We start from the raw sequence: 25,191 nt of genomic DNA, 5'->3' as shown, positions 1-25,191 counted from the left end.
GTCCCGCGCCCCCTGGGACGAGCCGGTAAGCGGGAAGGGTCGCCGCGCATCCCCCTTGCGCGGCGGCCCTTCGAATTTCTGGTTGCGCTCAGTGGGACGGCAATGGACGCCCGTAGCGGTGCGCCAGCATCTCCAGGAAACGCCGCAGCGCGGCGCTGTCATTATCCCGGCGCCAATGGATCGCTTGCTCGAGATGAGTGGCGCCGAACGCGTCATGCACGGGGCGGAGCACCAGATCGTCATCTTCGCGCGCGATGCCCGTCGTGACGACGCAGCAGCCATTCCCCGCGAACGAGAACAGATTCTCGCGCCGGACATCCTGGACCTTGACGCTGGGGCCGAAGCCCGGACCCGAGAGCCGGGAGGCGACCAGGTCGTTGAGGAAAGGGCCCGGATCGACCTTGCTGATCACGAAGGTCATACCGCGCAGATCGGACCAGTAGAGCGGATCGCATCCGCACAGCGGATCGCCGCGGGCCAGGCCGATCATCACCTGCTCGCTCCAGAAGGACAGCGAGACGATGCCGGGGCGCGCTGCCTGTCCGCTCATCACCGCAAAGTCGAGCTGGTCGCGCTCCAGCGCACGCAGCAGCCGCGATCGACTGCGCTCGCGCGCGGCCAGCTCCACATCCGGCCACGCCGCGCGGAAGTCCCGAACGACGGCGGAGAGGTCGCCGCTTCCGAGCGAGCCGTGGAAGCCGAACCGCAACAGGCCGGCCGTGCCCCGCGCGATCGCCGCGCAGTCCTGGTCGAGAGCGTCTATATCTTCGACGATCTGGCGGGCCTTGCGGAGAATGCCGGGACCGGGGTCTGTGGGCACCACACCGCGGCTCGAGCGGCGGAACAGCGCGACGCCGAGCCGGTCCTCCAGATAATGGATGCGCTTGCTGAGCGTCGATTGCTTGATCCCGAACCGGTCGGCCGCCTGGCTGAAGCTGCCGCTGTCGGCAGCCGCCAGCGCGTAGCGCAGCAAATGAACTTCGATCATCGGCGCTTTTCCGCTCTCCAGCGGCGGCAGGGTTGCCGCCAGATGGACGGGCGCGAAGATCATGTATTTGGTAAACGGCCGCTATTCCAAGAAATGGGAAGGGCGCCCATCAAACAATTTTGGCCACGCGCTTTCCTCGCCGGCGACAATTGTCCGTATTGCCGCACGATGTTGACGCTTCGAACGCCTAGCCGAATGGGCGACAAGGAGTGGAACGCGGGGGATCAGAGGAGCGTGCGCTGCGCCTTCTGCGAAGGCGTCAGGGTCCGCGCCTTTTTTGGCCCGCGTGGCACACTTGCGACCGGCCGGGGGTCACGGCGGCGGCTGGCCCCCAGGCCCGCGCGCACGCCGCCGCGACGGCCGTCCGTCTGCAAGGGTGCGCTCCTTTCTGCGCCTGTGGCGCGTGCGACCTTTTGGCCGCAGGGACCGCGAAGATTCCACCGAAGTGGTTGCGATTCCCTGTTTTCCTGATTGGCTTGCCTTTTGATCCGTTCCAATCCTAGTCTTGGAACGCGCCGCTCAAAGTGTGGCGCCGAGGCGTGAGAACCTCGTTTGAGATCCCTATCCAGGCACTAGCGGCCGGGTGGCCGACGCGCATGTTCAGGCCGTTCGCGGCTAAAGGCGTCGGCGCAAGTCCTCAAACTTGTTCTCAACACCCGGCTCCTGCCGGCCCGCTTCGCAAATGGGAGGCGGGGCGATGGACGTCGTGGTCGGACGGGGATGCGAACGGGTTCTTGGATGCGGAGCGGCTTGATGCAGCCGCCTGCACCCTCGACCGTGCCGGCGTTCGGCGATCCCGACGACGGTGCGCCAGGTCCGCTCGGACTGGAGATGATCTATCGGGATGAACGCCATGCGCTCGTTCGGTTCATCACCCGCCATCGTTCCAATCGGGAAGACGCGGGCGATATCGCTCAGGAAGTGTTTCTCCGACTGGCGCAGAGCGAGCAGACGCGAACCGAGCCAATCGCGCGTCCCCGCGCTTTCCTGCGGCAAGTGGCGCGCAACCTCCTGCGCGACCGTGCAAAGAGCGCGGCAGGTCGCGGCGAGCTGATGCACGTCCCGTTCGAGGAAGACGCCATTTCGGCGGCAAATGAAGTGTCGCGTCTTGAAGCACGCGATAGTCTTGCGCGCATCGAGGCGGTAATGCGTCGGATGAAGCCCAAGACTCGGGAAATATTCATGGCGCATCGCCTCGACGGCCTCAGCTACAACGAAATCGCCGAACGGACCGGCATGTCCGTCTCGGGTATTGAGAAGCAGATGGCCAAGGCGATGACGATGCTCCTTCAGCACGCGGGCAGGGATTGATGCCGGGTTCGGGACCGAAGGACAGCCGCAGCCCCGCCGTGATCAAGCAGGCCGGGATGTGGTTCGCGCGGATGCGGGGCCCCGATCGCGAGGCGTTGCGTCCCGAGTTCGAGCGCTGGCGCGACGCCGATCCGGCGCACCGCGAAGCCTATGAGCAGGCGGGCGGCCAATGGCTCGAGACGGGCGGGCTCGCCGACACCGAGATGGGGCGCAACCGGCACCTGCCCGAGCGGCGGCCTCCAATCTGGGAGATGCCAGGTGCCCGGCCGGCTTTCGCGGCGATTGCGCTGTTGCTGGTCGTTGTGGCCGGGTTCTGGTTTCTGCGCTCGCCAAGCGGCGTGCCTGGCGGCGCGGTGGTGGCGCTTGCCGAACCGCAGGAAACGCGGGTGGGAGAGATCCGCACCGTGAAGCTCGCCGACGGCTCGACGGTGACGCTCGATACCGACAGCGCGATCGAGGTGCGCCTGTCGGGCGATCTGCGTCAGGTCCGGCTCGTCCGGGGCCGCGCACGGTTCGATGTCGCGCACGATCCTGCACGCCCGTTCCGGGTTGAGGCAGGCGGCCGGACCGTAACGGCGCTCGGGACCTTGTTCGACGTCGGGTTCGAGCCGGGAGGGGTGAGGGTCAGCCTGTTTCGGGGTTCGGTCGATGTCCGCGGGCTGGCGCCCGCCGGCAGCGTCGCGGCAGTCACGCGGCTCGCGCCCGGCGAGTGCTTCACCGACCTGACCCGCCGCCCGCAGGTGGCAAAGGCCTCGCCGGGGTTGCAGCAATGGGTCTCCGGCATGCTCGATTTCGACGGCGTGCCGCTCGGGGACGTCCTCGAGCAGACCAATCGCTACTCGCAGCGCAAGATCCGCCTGGGCGATCCGTCGCTCGCGGCGCAACGCGTGACCGGCGGGTTTCGGCCGCTTCCTGTCGATGAGCTTGCCGCTGCCTTGGCCGCAGCCTTCTCGCTGCGTGTCGAGCGGTCGCCGCAAGGCGATCTGATCCTTCACCGCCCATGATCCTGGCGCTCCCGGAATAATTTCGGGCGGGTTTTCCGCGCAACCTCGTCTCCCACCCCAGACCGCCAAATCGGCGGCGCTGAAAGTGGGGAGCGATATATGCGGATGGGGAAATCGGGTGCGCTGGCCTTGGCAGGCTCGGCGATGGTCATGATCGCGCCGGCGGCGTTCGCTCAGGCAGACAGTACGCGTGAATTCGACATGCCAAGCCAGGACCTGGGCACGGCGTTGCGCGCGGTCGCGCAGCAATCCGGCACGCAGGTCATCGCACCGACCGAGCTCGTGGACGGCCTTCAGGCGCCGGCGCTCAAGGGGCGCTTCCGCCCCGACCAAGCCGTCTCGCAGCTGTTGCGCGGGAGCCGCCTGCGCGTGGTCTTCGTCGGCAACACGCTGGTCGTCCGGCGCGACGATGTCGAGCGAGAGGGAAACGCACCCGCTGAGGACCAAGGCGAAATCCTCGTCACCGGCACGCGCATCCGCGGCAGCGGACCGGTTGGCGTTCCCGTAATATCCATCGGTCGCGAGCAGATCGCCCAAGGCGGCTTTGCGACGACCCAGCAGATTGTGCAGTCAATCCCGCAGAATTTCGCGGGCGGTGCAAATGAAGGCACCGGCGAACTGATAACCGGGATCGGAAATGGAAACTCCGCCCGCGGCTCCGGTGTGAACTTGCGCGGCCTGGGTCAGGTGTCGACGCTGGTTCTGATCAATGGCGACCGCCCGCCGCTCGGCGGTGGCGGCGGCACGTTCGGCGATATCTCGATGATCCCCGCATCCATTATCGAGCGGATCGAAATCGTGCCCGACGGATCCTCCGCAATCTATGGCTCGGACGCGGTCGCGGGTGTGGTCAACATTATCCCGCGGCTGAATTTCCGCGGCGCTGAGACGAGCTTCCGCATCGGCACTGCCGGCGGGGACTCGCAGGAATATCAATTCAGCCAGCTGTTCGGCACCCGTTGGACGGGCGGTCGGGCCGTCCTTGCATACGAGTATTACAAGCGCGACCGGCTTCGCGCCGCGGACAGGGATTTTGCGACTGACGACCTGCGTCCCTTTGGCGGTCCCGATCGCCGCGGCAGTTATTCCAGCCCCGGAACGATCGTCGCCGGTGGGGTGAACTTCGCCATTCCGTCAGGTCAGAACGGGGTCGGGCTGACTGCCGCCCAATTGAGCCGCGGCGCGATCAACCGGGGGGATGGTTGGTATGGAACGGACATATTGCCGGAGCAGCGCCGTCATTCCGTCTTCGCGGCCATAAGCCAGGATCTGACCGGCAATCTCAGATTCTATGCGAACGGTCTCGGGACATGGCGGAATTACGATCAAGCGACCCGAGCGCAAAGCAACGCACGCCGCACCGTCCCGGTCACCAATGCTTTCTATCTCGATCCTATTGGCACGCACTTGCCGGTCGGCGTCGACTACAGCTTCACCAGGGATCTCGGCGCCGAGAGGCAGAGTGGCCAAGTCCGGGCCTTTGGCGCGACAGCCGGGCTTGAGGCAAGTTTCGGCGCCTGGACCGTCGATGCGCACGGGACATGGGGCCGGCAGGATGAAAGCTGGATGCTCGGCAATCGCGTCAACACCGCCCGGCTGGCGCTTGCGCTGGCAGACAGCAATCCTTCGACCGCCTACAATCTCTTTGGCGACGGACCATCTACCAACCGGGCAACGATCGACTCCATCCGCGGCTACACAAAGATCGATTATTTCGGCGTGGTCTGGTCGGCGACGCTGCGCGCAGACGGGCCCCTATTCCGCTTGCCTGCGGGCGACCTGCGACTGGCGGTTGGTGGCGACTACCACGAGGATCGCTACGGCTACGGCGCGACCATCTCCTATACCTCGACGCTGACACCCACGGTCACGCCGCCGACGCCGCTGCTCAGCGTCCGAAGGGTGAAGGGCGTGTACGCCGAACTCAGGATCCCGGTTTTCGGGGGCGACGCGACCTTGCCCGGATTTCACCGTCTGGACTTGTCCGCGGCAGTGCGTGCCGAGGACTATAGCGATTTCGGCCGGACGACCAATCCGAAGCTTGGTCTTTCCTGGGAACCCGTATCGGGAATCACCCTGCGAGGCAGTTACGGAAAATCATTCCGTGCCCCGACCTTCACGGAGCTGAGACAGGACCCTGGCTCGATCGCGATCTTCGGCTATCCTGCTGCGGACCCGCAAGCCGCTGGCGGCACTTCGAACATTCTGGTCATCCGCGGGAACGATCCCAACCTGCGTCCGGAACGGGCGACGACCTGGACACTCGGAGCCGATCTCGAGCCGAAATTCCTGCCCGGACTGAGAATCGGCGCTACCTATTTCAACGTCGATTATCGCGATCGCATCGCCACGCCCTCCGCGAATATCCCGAATTTCCTGATCAACCGCGATATCTACGCGCCGATCCTGGAGCCTAACCCTTCGGCGGCGCGCGTCGCCGAACTGCTGGCGTCCCCATATTATCGCAACTTCTTCGGCATCCCCGCGAACGCGACGTTCGTCGCCGTAGCAGACGCGAGGCTACAGAACCTTTCCGTCGTGAAGCAATCCGGGCTGGACATCGACCTGAGCTACGGGTTCGATCTGGCGGGCGGGCACGTCGAGCTGGGCGCAGTCGGCACCTTCATCTTCAATATTCGACAGCAGCTGACCGCGACCGCTGCCGCGATCGACGTCGTCGATACGGTAGGAAACCCGGTTGACCTCAGGCTTCGCGCACGAGCCGTCTGGAGCAAGGGCGGGTTCAGCGCGGCGCTCTTCGCGAACTATGTGGACGGCTATACCAACAAGCTTGTTGTCCCTTCCGCGCGCGTCGCCGCCTGGACTACCTTCGACCTCAACATCGGCTATGATTTCGGTGAGCGTGACGGCCCGTTTGGCGGGCTCCGGATAGCGATCAACGCGTCCAACCTGCTCGATGCCGATCCGCCTTATGTGAGCTATCTCGCCGGGTCCTACACGGCGGCATACGATGGGGAGAATGCCAGCCCGTTGGGGCGGGTTCTCGCGATCCAGATCACCAAGAAATGGTGATCCGACCAACGCTGATCTCGCTGCTGATACTCTCGTCCGGAAGCATATCGGCGCATGCGGCGCCAACTTCCTGCGCCGAGCGCCTGTTGCCGTCCTCCCCCCGGGCGGCAACAGGCAGAAAGGCCGTAACAGCACGCGATCTCGTCGAGCTGCGCGACTTTGGCCGCATCGACGATGGCCTGGGGCGACCATCGTTTCGGGTTTCCCCTGACGGAACGCTCGCGGCGCTCACGCTTCGCCGCGCCAATCCGGACACCGACGATTACTGCATCGGCGTTGTACTCGTGAGTCTCCGTGGCAGGTTCGCACCGCGGTTGCTCGATGTCGGCGGTACCATTTTCCCCAGCCCCAGCGATGTGCACGGGATACCGGCAATACCCACTGGCCTGCCGGGCGACGCGACACCTATTTGGTCGCCTGACGGCAGATGGCTGGCTTTTCTGCGTCGCGATGCCGGCGTCACGCAAATCTGGCGCGTCGGACTGGATGGCAAGCCAGCGACCCAGCTTTCGCACCTTTCAACCGAGCCCTCTGCCCCCCGCTGGGCTCCGGACGGACAGAGCATATTGTTTGCGACCCGCTCCGCGCTCGATGCAGGCCGTGCCGCGATCGAGCGCGAGGGTCGCGTCGGGTTTCATTACGACGAACGCTTCTGGTCGGTTTCCGAGAGCTACCCTCATCCTCCGCTCCCGCTTCCCAACGAGCTGAACCGCGTGGATCTCTCGACTGGTCGGGTCACACCGGTTTTGGAGGATAAGGGGGCTATTGCGGGGTCCGACCGCGCATCGCCGCCGGCCGGGGCAAGCCTTGTCGCGGAGGGCCCGCAGGGGCGAGTGGCATGGGTCGGCCCGGACGAGCCAGGACATGCCGCTGCGGGTCAAAAACTGTATGTTCGGACAAGGGACGGCGACCAGCGCTGCCCTGAACTGCTGTGTCGCCAGCAGATTGCAGGACTTTGGTGGTCGCCCACCGGAGAATTGCTGATATTGACAGGTGGCAACGCGGAAAATGCCGGGCGCATGGCACTTTACCGCTGGCGTCCCGGCAAAGCGACGCCTTCGAAAGTCCTGGAAACGCGAGACTGGTTGGTCGGCTGCCAGCTCGTATCGGCAAATTTGGTGTGCGCGCGCGAGACGGCGCTCCACCCCAGAACGCTGGTGGCGATCGACATGGCCACCGCGCGCTTCGTCACACTCTATGATCCGAATCCAGAATTCGGGCATGTCAGGCTGGGGTCGGTGGAGCGCCTGTCCTGGACCGATCGTGACGGGGTTGAGACCTACGGCGACCTTGTGCTCCCACCCTCGCATCGGTTGGGCCAGAAGCACCCTTTGATCGTCGTGCAGTATCTCAGCCGGGGGTTCCTACGCGGGGGGATCGGAGACGAGTACCCCATCCAGCTGTTCGCTGCACATGGCTTCGCGGTGCTAAGCGTTCAGATGCCGGGAAATGCCGCAAACGTCGACGCCGAGACCGATTTCAATGAGCGCCAGCGCCTCAGGGCGCGGAACTGGTCGTGGCGCCGGCGCGCTTTCACCGCGCTGGACGCCGGAGTCGATGCGGCGATCGCGAAAGGTGTGATCGAGGCCGACAGCATCGGCATCACCGGCATGAGCGATGGATCGAGCACGGTTCAATTCGCTCTGATCAACTCGAGCCGCTTCAAGGCGGCCAGTGTCAGTACGTGCTGTGATGATCCTAGCAACCTCTTCACCGTTGGACCCAGCTTCGCCGCATCGACGAGGGCGTGGCGATACCCCGCGGCTGGAGATCAAGCGCGCGACTTCTGGAAGCCGCAGTCGCTTGCGTTGAACGCCGATAGCATTCGCACGCCGCTGCTGATGCAACTGCCTGACGGGGAGTTTCGCGCCGCATCCGAGACGTTCGCTTCCCTGCAAAGCCATGGCGCGCCCGTCGAAATGTTCGTGTTTCCCGATGAGAGGCATACCAAGAACCATCCAGCGCATCGGCTGGCGATCTACGCGCGTAACGTGTCCTGGTTCGACTTCTGGCTGCTCGGGCAGGACCATCCGGAACTCGCGCGCCCGGAAGATCTCGCGCGCTGGGTGATCATGCGTGCCACCTTGCCATCACGCAGGCTGGGCTCCTGAATATTCTTCCCACGACGCTGCCCACGCCTCGTGGTCAACGAGCACCATGAACTGGGAAAGTGCGTCGTGCTCGGGAAAGGTCCCGTCGAGACAGGCGTCCACCGCCGCCAGGTCTAAGATGCGTTCTCGTGCCAGCGCCCCTTCATGCAGCATCTCGCGAATCCGGGCGCGGTTCCTTTCGAGCAGTGTCGTGACCAGTCGGTTGAACGACCCCTTGGTTCGACGCTCGATCACCATTCTCGGCAGGGCGGCGCGGAACGCATCGCGAGCGAGGGCACGATTTCGACCGCCTTCGCACCAGAGCCAGGTTGGAAACGAGAAGCATGTCTCCAGCATGGGTTGCGACATCAGCGGGGAGATGAATGGCGCGACCGCCTCGCGCCCATATCCCTCAAGGTGGTTCTGTATCGTCATCACCGCCCAAACCTGTCGCTTTCTGCCGGGCGCAATAGACAGGGGTGCCTCAAGCCAGGGGTTGTCGGCGGGCCATGGAAGCCCCTCGCTGACATGTGCCGCAACGAAGCTGTTCGACATGGGTGTCGGGTAGGCCGAGGCGCGCCGCAGCCATCGCCGAAGCGCGGTGGCAAGAACCGTCCAGGAATCGGTCTGTGCGATCTGCGCAATATCTGCGGCAGTGCGAAACGCACCCAAGCCGAAGCCCTCCTGCCGAACCCGATCGATCACAGGCAAGGCCGATTGAAGGTGAAAGAAGACACTGTCGCCTCCACCCCCGCCAAAGAAGGCGTCCGCGTTCATATTCCTGGCCAACTCCTGCAGCGGCCGATCGAGGGCTTGCGAGAAGAAGCGAGTGCAAGGTCGCGGGAGATGAGCGGCGTCCGATCGCATGACATCGACATCGTCTAGCGCGAGGGCCAGTTCATCGAGCGGAAAGCCGAGATGGTTGTTGATCGCTCGTGCCCAGGGACGCTCGTCTGGATCACCTTCCCACGGCCCGAACGTCACGCATCTCGCCTCCTGTACCGCGGGCCTGATTCCCGCAGCCACGATCGCTGAATCGAGGCCGCCGGAAATTTCAATCAGCGGTCGCTGGAAGCAGCTGCCCCACGAGCTTAGCGTTTCAGTCGCCGCAGCGTGCAGGCGGGCGGCAGCCTCTGCTGCATTCGAGGCCTCCATCTTCGCCGCGTAGTCCCATGGCGACCATGCGCATCGGCTCTCAGCTCGGCCGTCAGAAATCCGCAATTTCACGCCAGGGAGCAATTCGCTGATACCGCGCAGTGCTGTGCGGGCCGGGCGGATGTCGCTGTAAATGAGAGACTGAGCGACGATGCTCCAATCGATTTGCGGTCGAAGCAGTCCGAGTTCGAACAACAGGTCGGGACGCGATGTGACCAAGTGCGTGCCCTCGATCGCCGCATGATAGCAGGCCATGGCACCGGACGGATCACGGGCGATATCGACCGTGTCGCCAGAATTCAGCAAGGCGACATAACCGCCCCAGAAACCATCGAGCAAATCCTGCAAACGCAGTCCGCTGGTCTTGTCCAGCTCTTCGGGTTTAACCTTCAAGCCGGTCCGTCGGTCGAAAAGATGGCCCCATACGATCCCATCCTTTCCGCCAGTCAGCAGATGCGCCGCGCCCGCGTTCCCGAACACTTTCATGCCCGGCGCCTCGACCAAGCCGACAAGCCCGTGGCGGCGGTGCAGCGCTTCGGCGACTCGCGGCAGCCATTCGGGCATGGCGTGACCTGCTGGAATCACCGCAAGGAAAGCCGACCTGTTCATGCCGAAAAGATCGGTGTGAACCGCGAGACGTGGTCGTAGCTGTCGTTGATCAAGGCATCGCGCGTCTGCAGCCAGCAGTGCGCCTGAAATGGTTCTGCGGCGATCCCGAACACGAGCGTCGCCACGATGCCTCGCCGAGCCAACCAGCTGTCCAGAGCCAGAGAATCAAGCAGGCAGTTTCGGGCGATGGGAGTCCAGTTTCTCGAGCGCTCGAATTGCTCTGCAGCGGCGAGGATTTCTGCGACTGGCCGGCAGTCTCTTGGCGGAGAACACTCGGATCGCTTCACAATCAGGCGATGAAGGGAGAACAGGCGAAGCCGCGCCCATGCCGCGGCGACCGTGGCTCCAACGCGGGCTTGCTGGAGATCTTGCCGATTCCAGTCGGGACAGGAGGCGCAAGGTTCTGGGACATCGCCCCGTTGCTTAAGCGCATTGGTCGGCGTCTCGTCCCCCTCTCTGAGGATGCCGCCCCGCAGGAGCACTTCTAGGACGCTCGGAGGCGGCGCGCAGGCGTATCGACGGTCTAGCCATTCCGCAAACTCGGCCTGAGAGGCGACCGGCACGCGAAAATATCTGTCCTGTCGCAGATCCAACAGAAACAGCTTGTCAGAAGCGACGCACGCCGTCGCGTGCGGCAAAATTCGCCAATGCATCACCGAACCCCAGAGGCGATGCCGGGCCGGCGGCGCCGGCCCGGCACCCGGCCGATCAGTCGTCGGAAAGGCCGAGCGGGATCTTCCCGAGGCCGTCCACGTCGCCGTCCTGGGCGCCCTGCGTCTCGACGCTGGCGACGCCGAGATCGATCAGGTCGATGGTTTCGTTGGGTTCGCGGTCCATGATCATTCTCCTGTCGCGAGATGCGACCAGGAGAAGGTCCGACATGCCGGGAGTTATAAGAAGTTTATAATCCGATTATAATCGAATGCCCAATCAGGGCGCCTCACGGCGCCGAATTAGCTCGGGGACTGCCCGCATCCGGCGAAGATGATAGCGCCGGATTGCTTGCGGAAGCCCGCCGTCGATCACGGCAAGCTCGTCCAGTTCGCCGATCAGCGGCTGGAGAACTTGCGACTCGACCATCCGGAACGCATGAAGGCGATCGCTGACACTCGAGATGGCGAGCCGTATCTCGCGATTGGGCGCCATCTCGCCGATGCGCTCGAACAGCAGGGCCGTTCTGGCGGCGATCGTCTCATCGTCCGGCTCGTCCACGGCAAGCGGGTGGCGGGCGGTGCGAACCGCCATCAGTACGAGGGCGGAGTGCCACTCGTAGAGATCTCGGAGCGCCGCTTCGCCGAGCCGCGGCACATGAAAGCCCTCGCCGACGCTCGCCTCGACCAGATGCTCACCGACCAGGCGCTGCAGGACATCGCGCACAGGCGTCATGCTGACGCCGAGCGCCTCGGCGATGCGGTTCGCTTCCAGGCGGGCGCCGGGCGCGTACCGCCCCTCCCGCAGCATCTGTTTGAGCGTCGCGTAGCTGCGCTCCATCGCCTGGAGCGGACTCATGCGGCGGCCTCCTGGCCAATTCGATACTCCGCGACGGCCTCGGCCTGGTCGGGCCTCAGCGCGTCCACCGCTCCGATATGGTCAGGGAGGTTGCCCGTGAGGAGGAGCGAAGGGCATATGCCCTCGTAATTGCCGAGGTTGGGGCGGTGCTGGCGGTAGCCGACCAGGGCGGCGAGTTCGGGGGAGAAGCCGCGAGCGATTGCGGGCGGATAGGCCAGCCACTGGTTTTCATAGGGCTTCAGCCATCCGAGGCAGTAGCTGACCACAACTGCCTTACGGATCTCCGCGCTGCGGTTCGCACCGGCCCCGTGCAGCGTCGAGCCCAGGAACAGGAACGCGTCCCCCGGCCCGAATTCCGCGACGATCGAGCGTTCGGGCATCACGTCGCTTAGTGCTTCGCTGCCGTGGCTGCAGGGATAGATGATCGTCCCGCCATTCTCGACTGTGAAGCGGGTCAGCGGCCACATCACATTGACCAGATACTCGACCTCACCCTTGACCCCCTGCCACATGTCCTGGTCGCGGTGCGGGAATTGCGCCGGCGCGCCGGGGTGCAGCGCGATCGCCTGCATCAGGTTCAACTGCAGCGTGTCGCACCACGGCGAGAGCACCTCCTCGCTGACGGCGAGGATCAAGTCGTCCATGGCCAGCGCGGCAGCCAGGGGCGAGCGCTTCAGCAGGCTACCGAACCGCTTGGTTCGGCCACCATAGAAATCGCCTTCGCAAAAAGGTGTCGCCTCATAGATGGGCGCCAGGTCGGCGGCGAGCGCTTCGATGGTCTCGCGCGGCGACGCGTTCGGAATGACGCACCATCCCTGGGTCCTGAGCAGCTCCAGCGCGGCGGTGCATTCGGCGGGCCTGGCGTTCGGATTTTGAGTCATGGCGATACCTCAGGCGTTGGCGGCGCGGCGCGCCGGCATGTCGTGGGCGATGATGGGCGACCACACGCCACCCCCGGCCAGTTCGGCCGGCGTCTCGGTCGTGATCGTGATTTCAAGCGCGCCGAGGAGGCCGCCCTGGTGGGGAAGGGGCTCGCCCAGCGCCCGGCATTGCCAGCCGAAGCTGAGGATCTGCTGGAGCCACGCCATCTCCGCGACGCCAGTGTAGGTGTCGATCCCGTTCTCGAGCGCATGGGTTGCCAGGGCTGACACGAGATGATTGCGGATCGCGCGCCGTTCTGTGGCGCGAAGCTGCCTCCCCAAGCAGAACCGCGTAATCTCCCAGACGCGCGGCCCCCGCGGGACGTCACCCGCGCATAGCGCCGGGAAGAGTCCGTCCAGGATATGGGGCCGTGTCGTCGGGAGGAGCCTGGCGGACGCCAGATGCTCATGCTGGCTGTCGGTGATGATCAGATAGCGCGCGTGTCGGTCGTCGAACTGGTCGATCTCGTAGCGCCCGTCGAGGACCGGAAGGTCCCATTTGAGCAGATCGATGAAGACGCTTTTTCGGGCAGCGAACATCGACCGGAACGCTGTATCGGCGACGTTGTCGACGGTGGAATCGACGAGAAGAACCATGGAGCAAGACCCCTCGAATTGACGAGGGGCCAAGCATCCCGATCAGCGCAGGGGCGCGATATTCCAAGAAATGGGGATAGCGTCAGCGCTTGAGGATGTCGGAGAAGCTGATCAGCCCGTCGAACAGGGCCCTTACCGCCAGAAGGGCGCGCTTCTGGACGCCGTAACGCTCGCGAGCATGCTTCAGATGCTGGATCACCGTTTCATGGCCGACGCCTAGGATGACCGAGATCTCCCAGTCGGTCTTGCCGCGCGCGGCCCACAGCACGCAGTCGCGTTGCCGATCGGTCAGGATCGGCGCGTGATCGGTCAGGATGTCCCGAGACCCCGAGATCCGCCGAGCCGCCTCGAATGCGAAGCCGCCCACGAGCTGGCACACGAACTGGAACTCCTCGGGAAAAGCCTGTCCGGCATCGACCGCGAAGGAGCAGGATCCGAGCGCTTCACCCGGGACGCTTGCCGGTATCGTGAAGCCTTGGCCAATCCCGATCTCGTAGGCGCGCTCGAGCACGCACCTGTCGTCGGGCGTCAGCTTGATCATGTCGGGTACGGCAGACCAGGCGAAGCCGACGCTCGCGAGATTGCAGGCCCGGTGAATCGGGTCGGTGCGGCCGAGGCCGCGTTCGTCGAACCATTCCTCCCAGCTCGAAGGATAGTTGTGGAGCCGGACCGCTGGACCGGCCTCCCTGCCAAAGTCGATGTGATGGGTCAGCGCGAAGTAGCGCACTCCCATGTCGGAGCAGGATTGGATCAGCGCTTCGTGCAGCGCCTCTCGCGTCGGCGCGAAGCGCGCATTGTTCACGAAGACTTCGGCTACTTCGAAACGCGGCATGACCACCCTGGCCGCACGCGGGCGCGGACCTCAAGCCGCTTTCCCTCCGATACGCCCCATACTGGGCTCATGTCCGAACAACTTCTCAAGGGAGTCGGTTGAGCGATTGCATGCGCTAGATCGCGCCAAACCGTTCCACTGTAAACAAATAACTATAGTTGCGGCCGCTCGAACGCAGCCGAATGGCCAATTGATTGCTGTTGAACTCAGGAAATCATTGAGCGTCGATCTTCGGAATCGCGCAGATTTGCGTGGGTAACTATGGTGGAGAGCAACGTAAGCTTGTACGCGGGCGCATTTCGTTACGGTTTACGATTTTCGGAAGCGGCGCGCGGCTTGGAGGGTTTCGGCACGCGATCTGCGTCATTAAGCAACTTTCCGCAGAAGGTGCGCTCTCGCCAGGAACTCCGTGACTGGCCGGCCGGAGCTCACTCGGCCTTCAGTCCGTCGTGAAACCTCCGCCTTTCTCTCACTCTCCTGGGGGCGCTGCGGGTCGCCTGCCGGCCCCGCAGAAGGGGTACGCCGAGACCAAGGCTCGGCGTCAGGGGAAAGCCTTCCCCTTTCGGTTACCAACCATGCGCGTGGCCCGCGCTACAGATATTTTGCCAGGTCGCTCAGCCGCGACAGCTTCTCGCGCGCTTCCGCGGAGAGTGGCCCCACGACATCTTCGAGGTGATGTTCGATATGATCCGTCACCAGCAACGTCTTGGCCTTGTCGAGCGCGCTGACGACGGCCTGGAGCTGTTGCGCGGTTTCCAGCCCGTCACGACCTTCCTCGATCATCGTGAGGATCGTCGCCAGATGGCCCTGCGCCCGTTTCAGGCGATTGAGCAGGTCGGGGTTGCAAGCGTGGCTCATGGGTGATCCGATATCATGCGGTTGGAAGGTGAAGCCATCCGTTGATCCCGAGATAGAGACCGATCAACAGGATGACCGTGCCCGAGACATACGGCGCCTTGCGGACGATCTCGCCGAAACCGCTGAAGCGCCTGGAGACGTGCTTGACGCTCAGCGCCGCGATCACGCCCGAGGCGACCATGGTCAGCGCCAGGCCGATGCTGAAGCAGAGCACCAAAGCAGCGCCGAGCGTGAACGCCTTCAATTGCAGGCACAAGAGCAGCACGGTGATCGCGCCGGGGCAGGGAATCAGCCCCCCGGTTAGACCGAAGATCACGATTTGCGCGGTCGTGACACTCTGGTCGGCGAAGCGGCGCCGGATGTCGTTGGCGTGCGCCAGCTCATGCGCGTCCTGGACTCCAGCGGTCAGGTCGAGGCCGCGAAGCTCCTCGTGCATATGGTCGTGGCCGTGATGATGCTCGATGAACGCGACGTCGTAGTCATGGGCATGGCCGCCATGCGCGAGACTGAGCCGTGCGACGAATTCGTGCGGCTCGGGGATTTCCTCCCGGGATTCGAGATAGCCGTCGCGCTGCTCGAAGCCGAAAGCCTGTCGCGCGCCATCGGGCCGCTCGGTCTCGAGCGAGACCTCCCCGGCGGGCCAGATATGCCCGCGCTCGGCGATGATTCGAAAGCGCGGTGGAACGCCGTCCTCGAACACCTCCAGCCGAAGTACGCCGTGCCCGGTATCGATCCGGGTGGGGGCGTCGTGACCATGATCGTCATGCAAATGGTCATGATCGTGAAGGGCCGCGAAGCCTTGCTCGCGCCGGGTCCGCCACAGCATCCACGCGCCCATGGCGATGATGATCACAGCTGAGGCGACCTGAAGATACGGCTCGATCATCTCCGGCGCGAGCCCGCGCCACAGATATAGCCCGCCAAGCGCGATCACCCAGACGATCGCGGTATGCGAAAGCGTCGCGGCAAGGCCAAGCAGCACCGCCTGCCTCACGGTACCGCGCACCGCGATGATGAAGGCCGCCATCATCGTCTTGGAATGCCCAGGCTCGAGGCCGTGCAGCGCGCCGAGCAGAATCGCGGTCGGGATGAAGAGCCAGGCGTGAGCGGCGCCTTGCTGGAGAAGGTCGGTGAATGACGTCATCCCCATATCCTATCCCCCTGGATAGGATAGCGCGAGTGCTTTTGAGCAAGCCGATGATTTGGGCGAAGCGCCGCGCCGCGCCACCCGCCTAGCCGTCGCTCGATTGCCCAGACGTGTTTCTCCGGCACGCCAGCAACAGAAATGCCAGTCCGGCGAACGCTGCGCCGGCGGCGAAGGTCGCGCTCGATCCCCAACGGTCCCACAACACACCCGCGATGACACTCGCGGCGAGCAACGCGAGCCCGGTCGCAAGGTTGAACACTCCATAGGCGGAACCACGCAGCTCCGGAGGCGCGTGGTCGGCCACCAGCTTGGCGAACAGACCTTGGGTCATGGCCATATGCGCGCCCCAAAGCGCAATCCCGACAAATGCGCCGATGATGCCCGAGGTAAAGGCGATTACGATATCCGCCGCGATCAAGCAGGCGAGGCCCCAAAGCAGCAGGCGCGCGGCCGGCACGCGATCGGACCAGGCGCCGGCGGGATAGGCGCCGAGCGCATAAACGATGTTCATCACGACGAGGACGAGCGGCGCGAGCGCCAGCGGCAAGCCTTCGGCGTTCGCCTTCAGGATCAGGAACGCCTCGCTGAACCTGGCGAGCGTAAACACTACGCCGATCGCGACCACGCCCCAGAACGCACGGTCCAGGCGCAGGAGATCGTGCGTCCGGACCGGCACCGGGGATTGGGCATCGGCAGATCCCCGTCGATCCTCGACACCGAAAAGGACCAGCAGAACCGCGACGACCCCGGGGATGATTGCCACCCAGAAGACCGCCCGGATATTGTTTGCAAGAGTGAGCATCAGGCCGATCGCCAGCAACGGGCCTAGGAATGCGCCCACCGTGTCGAGCGATTGCCGCAACCCGAACGCGCGACCGCGGATCGCGATCGGCGTCATGTCGGCGACCAGCGCGTCCCTTGGCGCTCCCCGCAATCCCTTGCCGATACGGTCAGCGAAGCGGGCGCCCAATACGACCGACGCGCTGCCGGCGATCGCGAAAAGGGGCTTCGACAACGCGCCGAGGCCGTAGCCCAGCAGGATGAGCGGCTTTCGTCGCCCGATCCGATCCGAGATATAGCCCGAAAATATCTTCGAGATCGACGCGGTAGCCTCGGCGACGCCGTCAATCAGTCCCACGAGCGCAACACTGGCGCCGAGCGTCGTCGTCAGGAACAGCGGCAGCAGCGCGTGGATGATTTCCGAGGACACGTCCATGAAAAGGCTGACAAGGCCCAGCGCCCATACCGTCTTCGGGATTTTCACGGACGCCGCGGCCCCTGCTAGCGACGGCGCGCTGCTCTCATCGTGGTTCTTTCCATCGTGCAGCATGTCTGCGAATATAGCCTCGGTTGTCACCAGGAGGGGTAGATCCCTAGGCGATCGACCGGCAAAACCACACCATCTCGGAATCTCCTCCCCGCCGCGCGACAACGGACGGCGTAAGCCCTGCTTGTGGGAGCAAATGCATGGGCACACCTACGCCAGAGCCGCCAAACTTTCGCTTCCAGCTGCTTCCGTAGTGCTTCCGTGGCGGAAAATCCGGCTCCGCCCCCGGAAAGGGGTAGATATAAACTACTGATCTATAAGGAGAAAATGGTGCTGCCGGTGAGGATTGAACTCACGACCTCAGCCTTACCAAGGATGCGCTCTACCACTGAGCTACGGCAGCACACGCCAGCGTCTGTGCGGGCGGGAGGCGCCTATGTGCAGGCGCCGCCCTGATTGTCAACCCGATCCCGTCCGGTTTATCGCGCGCGCATGACCGAAGCGGAACGTAAGGCGCGGCTTGCCGAGCAACTGCGCGCCAACCTGAGGCGGCGCAAGGCACAGGCGCGCGAGATCGCGGCGGAGGCGCCGGAGGGGGATGCGACGCAGGGGGAGGGCGGGGGGGGCGGACCCGATTCCGGACCATGCACCGGATAAAGGCCCGCGTGGCGACAAGGCAGCCGTTCGCCCCTGGCCTGTCGAATGGCCGCACATCCGTCGCTGGAGCGGCGTGGCCACGCCGCCCAGGCGCCCGCCCGATACATCATCCGATACAGAAAAGCTTGTCGTAGGGCGCATTCCGCCGGTGCGGGATTCGCGGCAGGCCCCCCTTCGGCAGGCCCCGGGGCGAGCGGTGCTAGCGTTGCGCGTGGGCCGGGCGACCTGCCCTTCCGGTCTTATATTTTCCCAGGCCCCTTGCGCTTCTCGCGCCAGCCGAGCGCGAGCAGGTAGATCACCACCGCCACGATCGCGAACAGGAACCATTGCACGGCATAGGCCAGGTGGTTGTTGGGCACGCTGGCGATGTCCGGCGGGGCGGTGGGTTCCAGGCCCGGAGCGGCGGCTTCGGAGATCAGCATCAGCCCGCGCGGGCTATCGTCGAACATGCCCGCGAACATCGGCCGGTGGTCCGGCGCCTGGGCGATGGTGCCGCGGATCTGGCCGCCCTTCCACTGCGGGCGGAACTTGGGATCGCGCGCCACGCCCATGTCGACCAGCAGCACCGGCCCCTCTGCCCCGGTGCGGCATTGCGCGATGTGGCGCCAGCCGTTGCCGCCCACGGTGGATCGCCCGCCCTGGCTGCTCCAGCCGATGACCTCCAGGCAGTTGGCGCTCGCCTTGCGGAACAGGAATTCGTCGCCGACGGGGTAGCGCGGAAAGGCCATCGGCGGCTTGCCGGCATTGGCCGAATAGATCGCCAGCGCGGCGGCCTTTTCCTGCCGCCGGTCGAGCTGCCAGACGCCCAGCGCGACCATCGCCGCAACCGCGAGCGCGACGACGATCGTCGGCACCAGCGGCAGGCGCTTTGGCAAACGCGGCATCACGGCTCCTGCTTCAGCCGCCCCTCTTCCGCGGCGTTGCGATATTCCAGCGTGAGCAACAGCCCCTTGGCGAAGCGCAGCGCGCCGACCACCAGAATGGTGGTGACCGGTATCCACAGCAAAGCATGGACCAGCAGGCCGGGTTCCCAGTTCAGCTCTACCAGGATCGCCAGCAACGTGACGAGCCCGCCGACCCCCATGGTGAGGAAGACGACGGGCCCGTCACCAACGTTGAAACGGGAGAAGTCGAGCCCGCAGCTTCCGCAGCGATCCGCAAAGCGGACGATGCCGGCGAACATCTTGCCCTTGCCGCAGCGAGGGCAGGCGCCCGTCAGTGCGGACTGAACGGGCGCGGGCTCGGTCATCGCGTCAGCCGTGAACCGGCGCGCCCCAGCCGCCCCACACATAGATGGAGGCGAAGAGGAACAGCCACACCACGTCGACGAAGTGCCAGTACCAGGCCGCCGCCTCGAAGCCGAAATGCTGCTTCGGGGTGAAGTGGCCCTTGTACGCGCGCACCAGGCACACGATCAGGAACAGCGTGCCGACGATCACGTGGAAGCCGTGGAAGCCGGTCGCCATGAAGAAGGCGCCGCCATAGCTGGAGCCATGCTCCGACGCCGCCTTGAACGGGAACGGGGCCTCCATATACTCATAGGCCTGCAGGCAGCTAAACAGCGCGCCCAGCACGATCGTCAGCCACAGGCCGTTGATCAGGCCCTTGCGGTCGCCATGCAGCAGCGAATGGTGCGCCCAGGTGACGGTGGTGCCCGAGCAGAGCAGGATCAGCGTGTTGAGCAGCGGGAACTGCCACGCATCCAGCACGTGCATGCCCTTCGGCGGCCACTGCCCGCCCACGGCCTCGACCGCGGAGGGGAACAGCGCGAAATCGAACCACGCCCAGAACCAGCCGACGAAGAACATCACCTCGGAGGCGATGAACAGGATCATGCCGTAGCGCAGGTGGAGCTGAACCACCGGCGTATGATCGCCCTGCTGCGCTTCCTTGATCACGTCGCCCCACCAGCCGAACATGGTGATGAGCACGCCCGCGAGGCCTGCGAAGAAGACGAGCTTCGCGCTCGGCATCGTGTTCATCCACATGATCGCGCCCGCGGCGAGCACGAGCGCCGCCATCGAGCCGAACAGTGGCCACACGCTGGGGTTCACGATGTGATACTGATGATTCCTGGCTCCGGCCATGGTGGGTCCCTGTTGCTGGTTTTGCGGGTGCCTTAGCTCGCCGTTTTCCCGGAATCCACCGGATAAAAGGTGTAGGAGAGCGTGATCTCGCGGATATCCTTGGTGTCGGGGTCGGTCAGGATGGCCGGATCGACATAATAGATCACCGGCATCCGCACCGTCTCGCCCGGCTTCAGCGTCTGCTGGTTGAAGCAGAAGCACTGGATTTTGGCGAAATATTTGCCCGCGGTCACCGGCGTCACGTTGAAGGTGGCGCTGCCCGTGACGGGCTTTCCGGCGTTGTTGGTGGCGACATAGAAGGCCATGTCGCGCGCGCCGATATCGATGGTCTCGACGCGCTGCTCGGGCTTGAATTCCCATCCCAGGCCCGGCGCGGTGTTCGAATCGAATGCCACGCGGATGCTCTTGCCGGTGCCGCCGGGGGCCGCCACGCCGCGCTGGGTGGTGCCGTTGAGTCCCGTGACCTCACAGAACATGCGGTACAGCGGCACGCTGGCGAAGCCCAGGCCGCCCATGAAGACGACGAACGCCGATCCCAGCAGCGCGGTGCGCAGGTTGCGGGTCAATGCGCCGCCCCGCCCGTCATCTTGGCGATCGCGATCGCGAAGACCAGGATCACGAAGGCGCCCAGCAACAGCGCCATCACCCGCGCCCGCGATGCCTGGCGCGCGCGCACCTCGCGCGTGTGCGCGTCGGTTCCGGGAAGGGGCGTTTCGTCCTGGGTCATGCCAGCCACCGGTCCGCGGCCACCGCGGCGAAGAGGATGAAGAGATAGAAGACCGAATATTTGAACAGCCGCTTCTCGGGCTGCATCGCGTCGCCTTCGCCCGCGGCGCGCGTGGCCACGGGGATGGTGAGCAGCGCGAACACCGCCGTCGCCGCGATCGATACCAGTCCATAGACCGGCCCGGTCAGCCCAAGCGGCCACGGCGCCACCGCCGCGGCGGCCATCGGGATGGTGTAGATGCCGATCTGGGTGCGGGTGGTGCGTTCGCCAGCCACAACCGGTAACATCGGTACGCCGGCGTTGGCGTAATCGGTCTTCACGAACAGCGCGAGCGCCCAGAAATGCGGCGGCGTCCACAGGAAGATGATCGCGAACAGCAGCAGCGGCAGCAGCGCCACGTCCCCCGTCGCCGCGGCCCAGCCGATCAGCGGGGGGAAGGCGCCCGCCGCGCCGCCGATCACGATGTTCTGCGGCGTCCGGCGCTTCAGCCAGATGGTGTAGATGAAGACGTAGAACAGGATCGACGCGGTCAGGATCACCGCCGCGACCAGGTTAACCGCGAAATACATCAGGATCACGCTGAACGCGCCCAGCCCCACGCCGAAATGCAGCGCCGACTGGCGATCCATCCGCCCGGCGGGCAGCGGCCGCTTGCTCGTGCGCTTCATCACCGCGTCGATATCGGCCTCATACCATTGGTTCAGCGCGCCCGCGGCACCCGCGCCCAGCGCGATGCACAGGATCGCGGTGAAGCCGATCACCGGATGGACCGGCACCGGGGCGGCAAGCAGGCCGCACAATCCGGTGAACACCACCAGGCTCATCACGCGCGGCTTGGTCAGCGCGAGGAAGTCGCGCCATTCGGCGGGAAGCGTGACGGTGGCGGCTACGGTACTCATGACTCGGCGCCGCTATAGTGCCAGCGAAGCCGGGGGGGAAGGGGCTGGGAGGGGCGGTTCAGTGCGGCCGCCGGGCGCCCTGCGCGGCGATGCGCATCGCCTCCGCATTGGCGGCCTGTTCGGCGTCATAGTGTTCGCGCGATTCCCATCCGCGTGGATCGGCGCCGTTGCGGTTGGGGCCGATCGTGCCGGGCCAGCCGATCAGCAATATCCAGGCGATCGCCGCCAGCGCCGCCGCGCCCAGGCCCAGCATCGTCCCTGCTGCGCCCGGCGGCGCCGCGCCTGCAGCGGCCAGCGGCAGCAGCGCGGCCCACCAGCCGCTCGCGCCGGTGTCGCGCAGCCGCAGCACGATCGCCGCCAGCGCCGCCGCCAGCCAGGCCAGGTCGAAACCGATGACGCCCCACGGCGCGCCGCGCACCAGCAGGCGCGGGTCCGCCGGATGCGGAATCCCCAGCCATGCCAGCAGCGCCAGCGTCGAGACGGCGGCGGCGGCCAGGAAGAACGTGCAGACGAGGAAGCCGCTGCACGTCATGCGTGCATGCACCAGCGGCACTTGCTCCACCGCGACCCCCCTTCGCGACTCCGTAGGCCACAGGATAGCCGCCCGCCGCACATACGAAAACGCCCCGGGTTTCCCCGGGGCGTCTCGTTTCCGGCCAGTGGCCCGCGGCGCTTAGTGCGCCTTGGCGTCGTCGATCACCGGCAGCGTCTCGAACTGGTGGAAGGGCGGCGGGCTGGACAGCGTCCATTCCAGCGTGGTCGCGCCTTCGCCCCAGGGGTTGCCCTCGGCCTGGCGGCCGGCGAGCAGCGACTGGATCAGGTTCCAGAAGAACACGGCCACGCCCGCCAGCATGATCACATAGCCCAGGCTGGCGATGTGGTTCCAATAGGCATAGGCGTCCGGGAAGTCCGGATAGCGGCGCGGCATGCCCTGCAGGCCCAGGAAGTGCATCGGGAAGAACAGCACGTTCACGCCGATGAAGAACAGCCAGAAGTGAAGCTGGCCCAGCACTTCGCTGTACATCTTCCCGCTCATCTTCGGGAACCAGTAGTAGAAGCCGGCGAACAGGCCGAACACCGCGCCCAGCGAGAGCACGTAGTGGAAGTGCGCCACCACGTAATAGGTGTCCTGCATGTAATCGTCGACGCCGCCGTTGGCGAGGACCACGCCGGTCACGCCGCCGACGGTGAACATGAAGATGAAGCCGATCGCCCACACCATGGGGGTCTTGAAGCTCATCGAGCCGCCCCACATCGTCGCGATCCACGAGAAGATCTTGATGCCCGTGGGCACCGCGATCACCATCGTCGCGGCGGTGAAGTACATCTTCACCTGAACGCTCATGCCGGTGGTGAACATGTGGTGCGCCCACACCACGAAGCCCACCACGCCGATCGCGACCATGGCATAGGCCATGCCGAGATAGCCGAACACCGGCTTGCGGCTGAAGGTCGACACGATCTGGCTGACGATGCCGAAGCCCGGCAGGATCATGATGTACACCTCAGGGTGTCCGAAGAACCAGAAGAGGTGCTGGTAGAGCACGGGATCGCCGCCCGCTGCCGGATCGTAGAAGGCCGTGCCGAACTTGCGGTCGGTCAGCAGCATGGTGATCGCCGCGGCGAGAACCGGCAGCGACAGCAGCAGCAGGAAGGCGGTGACCAGCACCGACCACACGAACAGCGGCATCTTGTGCAGGGTCATGCCCGGCGCGCGCATGTTGAAGATGGTGGTGATGAAGTTGATCGCGCCCAGGATCGAGCTGGCGCCCGCCAGGTGGAGCGACAGGATCGCCATGTCCACCGACGGCCCCGGCTCGCCATAGGTCGAGAGCGGGGCATAGACCGTCCAGCCCGTGCCGGCGCCGATGCCCACGAAGGGCGAGGCGAGCAGCAGCGTGAAGGCCGGGATCAGCAGCCAGAACGAGATGTTGTTCATGCGCGGGAACGCCATGTCCGGCGCGCCGATCATGATCGGGACGAACCAGTTGCCGAAGCCGCCGATCATCGCCGGCATGACCATGAAGAACACCATGATCAGGCCGTGCGCGGTGATCAGCACGTTCCAGAAATGGAGCGATTCGTCGAAGGTCGCCGAGCCGTGCAGCGCCTCCAGCCAATGCGGCAGATACTGGATGCCCGGAGCGGCGAGCTCCATGCGCATCAGGCCGGAAATGCCGCCGCCGATGATCCCCGCGAAGATCGCGAAGATCAGGTACAGCGTGCCGATGTCCTTGTGGTTCGTCGAAAGGAACCAGCGGACGAAGAAGCCCGGCTTGTGGTCGGCGTCGTGGTGCGCATGGGCGTCATGCGCGGCGTGTGCAACTGCGGTATCGGACATGATCTCAGTGACCCGTGCTGGCGGCCGCGTTCGCGGGCTCGGCATTGTTGGTCTGCGCCAGCGCGTCGGCGGCATTCGCCGGCTCGCTGTCGTTGGCGGGGGCGGCCGGTGCGGTGGCTGCCGGGGCGGCCGCGGCCTTGGCCTCGGGCATCTTGCCGCCCTTGGCCTTCACCCACTGCTCGAACACCTCGGGAGAGACGGCTTCGACCACGATCGGCATATAGCCGTGGCGCGCGCCGCACAGTTCGGAACACTGGCCGAAGTAGATGCCCGGCTTCTCGATGATGAAGCTGGTTTCGTTGGTCCGGCCCGGGATCGCGTCAAGCTTGATCCAGAAGGCGGGGACCGCCCAGGCGTGGATCACGTCCTGCGCGGTGGTCTGCAGGCGGATCGGAACGCCGACGGGAAGGACGATGCGGTTGTCGGTCGCCAGCAGGCGGGGGCCGTCCTGATCGGTGCGGAAACGCTGGCCCGGCTCAACCTCGTTCTTTTCCTTCAGCATGTTGGCAGTGATCTGGATGCCGCCATGATCGGGATATTCATAGGACCAGAACCACTGGTTGCCGATCGCCTTCAGCGTGACGGCATTGTCGGGCGCGGGCTTGAACTGCGCGGCGAGCAGCCGGATCGAGGGCACCGCCACGGCGACCAGGATCAGCACGGGCACCAGCGTCCAGATCACCTCGATCAGCGTGTTGTGGCTGGTCTTCGAAGGTTCCGGGTTGGCGGCGCGGCGATAGCGAACGATCACCCACAGCAGCAGCACCAGCACGAAGATGCTGATGAAGACGATCAGCGGCAGCAGGATCACGTCGTGGAACCAGTGCGCCGTCCGGCCGTTGGGGGTCACCTGCTGCTGCAGGCCCCAATAGGTGCTCGGCTGGCCGATGCTGGGATCGGGCGCGAACTTGAAGCTGCCGTCCGCATTCTGAAGCGGATCGGCCGGCTTGGCCTCTTCCGCCGATGCGGCGGGCGCGGCCGGAGTCGCGGTGGCCGTGGCCGGAGCGGGAGCGGCAACCGGTGCCGCCGCCGGCGCTGCGGGCGCAGCCGCCGGAGCCTGTGCCTGGGACGGGCCGGCCAGTGCCAGCCCCGCCGCCAGGACGATCGAAGTCAACCCAAGCATGCGCATCGTTCGTGATCACCCCGTTTTGAAGCGCTGG

Annotated in this window: 25 protein-coding genes and 1 tRNA gene; 5 read left to right on the top strand and 21 right to left on the bottom strand. The window is 65.2% G+C overall.

What is annotated here, in order from left to right:
* Nucleotides 1-88: 88 nt before the first annotated feature.
* Nucleotides 89-1,051: a LysR family transcriptional regulator gene (locus tag OM513_RS14350; protein ID WP_264945182.1), complete on the bottom strand. Its 963-nt coding sequence runs from the start codon at nt 1,049-1,051 to the stop codon at nt 89-91.
* 690 nt (nt 1,052-1,741) lie between these two features.
* Here OM513_RS14350 and OM513_RS14345 point away from each other — a divergent pair.
* The 4 genes from OM513_RS14345 to OM513_RS14330 all read left to right on the top strand — a co-directional run bounded on the left by OM513_RS14345 (nt 1,742) and on the right by OM513_RS14330 (nt 8,447).
* Nucleotides 1,742-2,299, top strand: coding sequence for an RNA polymerase sigma factor (locus OM513_RS14345; protein ID WP_264945180.1), 558 nt, complete (start codon nt 1,742-1,744; stop codon nt 2,297-2,299).
* A gap of 38 nt (nt 2,300-2,337) precedes the next feature.
* Nucleotides 2,338-3,303 carry a FecR family protein gene (locus tag OM513_RS14340; RefSeq protein WP_264945178.1) on the top strand — a complete coding sequence of 322 codons (966 nt, stop codon included), beginning with the start codon at nt 2,338-2,340 and terminating at the stop codon, nt 3,301-3,303.
* Between the two features lie 99 nt (nt 3,304-3,402).
* Nucleotides 3,403-6,336, top strand: coding sequence for a TonB-dependent receptor domain-containing protein (locus OM513_RS14335; RefSeq protein ID WP_264945177.1), 2,934 nt, complete (start codon nt 3,403-3,405; stop codon nt 6,334-6,336).
* Nucleotides 6,330-8,447 (top strand): Atxe2 family lasso peptide isopeptidase, encoded by a 2,118-nt coding sequence (locus OM513_RS14330; RefSeq protein ID WP_264945176.1) that lies wholly within the window; start codon nt 6,330-6,332, stop codon nt 8,445-8,447. The genes OM513_RS14335 and OM513_RS14330 overlap by 7 nt, the downstream gene beginning before the upstream one ends.
* On the opposite strand, the gene OM513_RS14325 is transcribed toward OM513_RS14330, so the two are convergent.
* The 11 genes from OM513_RS14325 to OM513_RS14275 form a co-directional block, all read right to left on the bottom strand.
* Nucleotides 8,427-10,145 (bottom strand): asparagine synthase-related protein, encoded by a 1,719-nt coding sequence (locus OM513_RS14325; protein WP_264945174.1) that lies wholly within the window; start codon nt 10,143-10,145, stop codon nt 8,427-8,429. The two genes, OM513_RS14330 and OM513_RS14325, sit on opposite strands and share 21 nt — an antisense overlap.
* A 41-nt stretch (nt 10,146-10,186) precedes the next feature.
* Complete coding sequence (locus OM513_RS14320; protein ID WP_264945173.1) at nt 10,187-10,843, bottom strand: lasso peptide biosynthesis B2 protein; 657 nt, start codon at nt 10,841-10,843, stop codon at nt 10,187-10,189.
* A gap of 55 nt (nt 10,844-10,898) precedes the next feature.
* The gene (locus OM513_RS14315; RefSeq protein WP_264945171.1) at nt 10,899-11,027 is read right to left on the bottom strand and encodes a benenodin family lasso peptide; all 129 of its coding nucleotides are present in this window, start codon (nt 11,025-11,027) and stop codon (nt 10,899-10,901) included.
* A gap of 93 nt (nt 11,028-11,120) precedes the next feature.
* Nucleotides 11,121-11,699, bottom strand: a complete 579-nt coding sequence (locus tag OM513_RS14310; RefSeq protein WP_264945170.1) for a GntR family transcriptional regulator — start codon at nt 11,697-11,699, stop codon at nt 11,121-11,123.
* Nucleotides 11,696-12,580 carry a phytanoyl-CoA dioxygenase family protein gene (locus OM513_RS14305; protein ID WP_264945169.1) on the bottom strand — a complete coding sequence of 295 codons (885 nt, stop codon included), beginning with the start codon at nt 12,578-12,580 and terminating at the stop codon, nt 11,696-11,698. Before OM513_RS14305 ends, OM513_RS14310 begins: the two co-directional genes overlap by 4 nt.
* Nucleotides 12,581-12,589: 9 nt before the next feature.
* Complete coding sequence (locus OM513_RS14300) at nt 12,590-13,216, bottom strand: acyl-homoserine-lactone synthase (protein WP_264945168.1); 627 nt, start codon at nt 13,214-13,216, stop codon at nt 12,590-12,592.
* A gap of 82 nt (nt 13,217-13,298) precedes the next feature.
* A complete protein-coding gene (locus OM513_RS14295; RefSeq protein ID WP_264945166.1) occupies nt 13,299-14,048 on the bottom strand; it encodes a LuxR family transcriptional regulator in 750 nt (249 codons plus the stop codon).
* 591 nt (nt 14,049-14,639) lie between these two features.
* The gene (locus tag OM513_RS14290; protein WP_264945164.1) at nt 14,640-14,906 is read right to left on the bottom strand and encodes a metal-sensing transcriptional repressor; all 267 of its coding nucleotides are present in this window, start codon (nt 14,904-14,906) and stop codon (nt 14,640-14,642) included.
* 13 nt (nt 14,907-14,919) lie between these two features.
* Nucleotides 14,920-16,050, bottom strand: coding sequence for a nickel/cobalt efflux transporter (locus tag OM513_RS14285; protein WP_264945163.1), 1,131 nt, complete (start codon nt 16,048-16,050; stop codon nt 14,920-14,922).
* Between the two features lie 88 nt (nt 16,051-16,138).
* Entirely contained in the window at nt 16,139-17,383 is a 1,245-nt protein-coding gene (locus OM513_RS14280) for an MFS transporter (RefSeq protein ID WP_264945161.1), read from the bottom strand.
* Between the two features lie 265 nt (nt 17,384-17,648).
* Nucleotides 17,649-17,723 (bottom strand) — tRNA-Thr (locus OM513_RS14275).
* Nucleotides 17,724-17,812: 89 nt separating this feature from the next.
* On the opposite strand from OM513_RS14275, the gene OM513_RS14270 reads away from it, so the two are divergent.
* The gene (locus tag OM513_RS14270) at nt 17,813-17,977 is read left to right on the top strand and encodes a hypothetical protein (RefSeq protein WP_264945160.1); all 165 of its coding nucleotides are present in this window, start codon (nt 17,813-17,815) and stop codon (nt 17,975-17,977) included.
* A 239-nt stretch (nt 17,978-18,216) separates the two neighbouring features.
* On the opposite strand, the gene OM513_RS14265 is transcribed toward OM513_RS14270, so the two are convergent.
* From OM513_RS14265 to coxB, 9 genes are all read right to left on the bottom strand, one after another.
* The gene (locus tag OM513_RS14265) at nt 18,217-18,861 is read right to left on the bottom strand and encodes an SURF1 family protein (RefSeq protein ID WP_264945158.1); all 645 of its coding nucleotides are present in this window, start codon (nt 18,859-18,861) and stop codon (nt 18,217-18,219) included.
* Nucleotides 18,861-19,226, bottom strand: coding sequence for a DUF983 domain-containing protein (locus OM513_RS14260; protein ID WP_264945157.1), 366 nt, complete (start codon nt 19,224-19,226; stop codon nt 18,861-18,863). The genes OM513_RS14265 and OM513_RS14260 overlap by 1 nt, the downstream gene beginning before the upstream one ends.
* Before the next feature lie 4 nt (nt 19,227-19,230).
* Complete coding sequence (locus OM513_RS14255; protein ID WP_264945156.1) at nt 19,231-20,064, bottom strand: cytochrome c oxidase subunit 3; 834 nt, start codon at nt 20,062-20,064, stop codon at nt 19,231-19,233.
* Between the two features lie 32 nt (nt 20,065-20,096).
* Nucleotides 20,097-20,630 carry a cytochrome c oxidase assembly protein gene (locus OM513_RS14250; protein WP_264945155.1) on the bottom strand — a complete coding sequence of 178 codons (534 nt, stop codon included), beginning with the start codon at nt 20,628-20,630 and terminating at the stop codon, nt 20,097-20,099.
* A complete protein-coding gene (locus OM513_RS14245) occupies nt 20,627-20,791 on the bottom strand; it encodes a hypothetical protein (RefSeq protein WP_264945154.1) in 165 nt (54 codons plus the stop codon). The genes OM513_RS14250 and OM513_RS14245 overlap by 4 nt, the downstream gene beginning before the upstream one ends.
* On the bottom strand, nt 20,788-21,690 hold the full coding sequence (locus tag OM513_RS14240; RefSeq protein ID WP_264945152.1) for a heme o synthase: 903 nt from the start codon (nt 21,688-21,690) through the stop codon (nt 20,788-20,790). Before OM513_RS14240 ends, OM513_RS14245 begins: the two co-directional genes overlap by 4 nt.
* Before the next feature lie 58 nt (nt 21,691-21,748).
* Entirely contained in the window at nt 21,749-22,252 is a 504-nt protein-coding gene (locus OM513_RS14235; protein ID WP_264945150.1) for a DUF805 domain-containing protein, read from the bottom strand.
* Nucleotides 22,253-22,363: 111 nt separating this feature from the next.
* Nucleotides 22,364-24,031 (bottom strand): cytochrome c oxidase subunit I, encoded by a 1,668-nt coding sequence (gene ctaD, locus OM513_RS14230; protein WP_264945149.1) that lies wholly within the window; start codon nt 24,029-24,031, stop codon nt 22,364-22,366.
* Nucleotides 24,032-24,035: 4 nt separating this feature from the next.
* Nucleotides 24,036-25,160, bottom strand: coding sequence for a cytochrome c oxidase subunit II (gene coxB, locus OM513_RS14225; protein ID WP_264945147.1), 1,125 nt, complete (start codon nt 25,158-25,160; stop codon nt 24,036-24,038).
* Nucleotides 25,161-25,191: the final 31 nt, after the last annotated feature.

Source organism: Sphingomonas canadensis, from assembly GCF_026013525.1.
Lineage (GTDB): Bacteria > Pseudomonadota > Alphaproteobacteria > Sphingomonadales > Sphingomonadaceae > Sphingomonas > Sphingomonas canadensis.
This window is presented reverse-complemented; position numbering and strand designations above follow the sequence as displayed.

What these genes read in the sequence shown, in the direction of transcription:
- OM513_RS14350 (WP_264945182.1), bottom strand. Translation starts at nt 1,051, where the DNA reads ATGATCTTCGCGCCCGTCCATCTGGCGGCAACCCTGCCGCCGCTGGAG.
- OM513_RS14345 (WP_264945180.1), top strand. Translation starts at nt 1,742, where the DNA reads ATGCAGCCGCCTGCACCCTCGACCGTGCCGGCGTTCGGCGATCCCGAC.
- OM513_RS14335 (WP_264945177.1), top strand. Translation starts at nt 3,403, where the DNA reads ATGCGGATGGGGAAATCGGGTGCGCTGGCCTTGGCAGGCTCGGCGATG.
- OM513_RS14330 (WP_264945176.1), top strand. Translation starts at nt 6,330, where the DNA reads ATGGTGATCCGACCAACGCTGATCTCGCTGCTGATACTCTCGTCCGGA.
- OM513_RS14325 (WP_264945174.1), bottom strand. Translation starts at nt 10,145, where the DNA reads ATGCCCGAATGGCTGCCGCGAGTCGCCGAAGCGCTGCACCGCCGCCAC.
- OM513_RS14320 (WP_264945173.1), bottom strand. Translation starts at nt 10,843, where the DNA reads ATGCATTGGCGAATTTTGCCGCACGCGACGGCGTGCGTCGCTTCTGAC.
- OM513_RS14315 (WP_264945171.1), bottom strand. Translation starts at nt 11,027, where the DNA reads ATGGACCGCGAACCCAACGAAACCATCGACCTGATCGATCTCGGCGTC.
- OM513_RS14310 (WP_264945170.1), bottom strand. Translation starts at nt 11,699, where the DNA reads ATGAGTCCGCTCCAGGCGATGGAGCGCAGCTACGCGACGCTCAAACAG.
- OM513_RS14305 (WP_264945169.1), bottom strand. Translation starts at nt 12,580, where the DNA reads ATGACTCAAAATCCGAACGCCAGGCCCGCCGAATGCACCGCCGCGCTG.
- OM513_RS14300 (WP_264945168.1), bottom strand. Translation starts at nt 13,216, where the DNA reads ATGGTTCTTCTCGTCGATTCCACCGTCGACAACGTCGCCGATACAGCG.
- OM513_RS14295 (WP_264945166.1), bottom strand. Translation starts at nt 14,048, where the DNA reads ATGCCGCGTTTCGAAGTAGCCGAAGTCTTCGTGAACAATGCGCGCTTC.
- OM513_RS14290 (WP_264945164.1), bottom strand. Translation starts at nt 14,906, where the DNA reads ATGAGCCACGCTTGCAACCCCGACCTGCTCAATCGCCTGAAACGGGCG.
- OM513_RS14285 (WP_264945163.1), bottom strand. Translation starts at nt 16,050, where the DNA reads ATGACGTCATTCACCGACCTTCTCCAGCAAGGCGCCGCTCACGCCTGG.
- OM513_RS14280 (WP_264945161.1), bottom strand. Translation starts at nt 17,383, where the DNA reads ATGCTGCACGATGGAAAGAACCACGATGAGAGCAGCGCGCCGTCGCTA.
- OM513_RS14270 (WP_264945160.1), top strand. Translation starts at nt 17,813, where the DNA reads ATGACCGAAGCGGAACGTAAGGCGCGGCTTGCCGAGCAACTGCGCGCC.
- OM513_RS14265 (WP_264945158.1), bottom strand. Translation starts at nt 18,861, where the DNA reads ATGCCGCGTTTGCCAAAGCGCCTGCCGCTGGTGCCGACGATCGTCGTC.
- OM513_RS14260 (WP_264945157.1), bottom strand. Translation starts at nt 19,226, where the DNA reads ATGACCGAGCCCGCGCCCGTTCAGTCCGCACTGACGGGCGCCTGCCCT.
- OM513_RS14255 (WP_264945156.1), bottom strand. Translation starts at nt 20,064, where the DNA reads ATGGCCGGAGCCAGGAATCATCAGTATCACATCGTGAACCCCAGCGTG.
- OM513_RS14245 (WP_264945154.1), bottom strand. Translation starts at nt 20,791, where the DNA reads ATGACCCAGGACGAAACGCCCCTTCCCGGAACCGACGCGCACACGCGC.
- OM513_RS14240 (WP_264945152.1), bottom strand. Translation starts at nt 21,690, where the DNA reads ATGAGTACCGTAGCCGCCACCGTCACGCTTCCCGCCGAATGGCGCGAC.
- ctaD (WP_264945149.1), bottom strand. Translation starts at nt 24,031, where the DNA reads ATGTCCGATACCGCAGTTGCACACGCCGCGCATGACGCCCATGCGCAC.
- coxB (WP_264945147.1), bottom strand. Translation starts at nt 25,160, where the DNA reads ATGCGCATGCTTGGGTTGACTTCGATCGTCCTGGCGGCGGGGCTGGCA.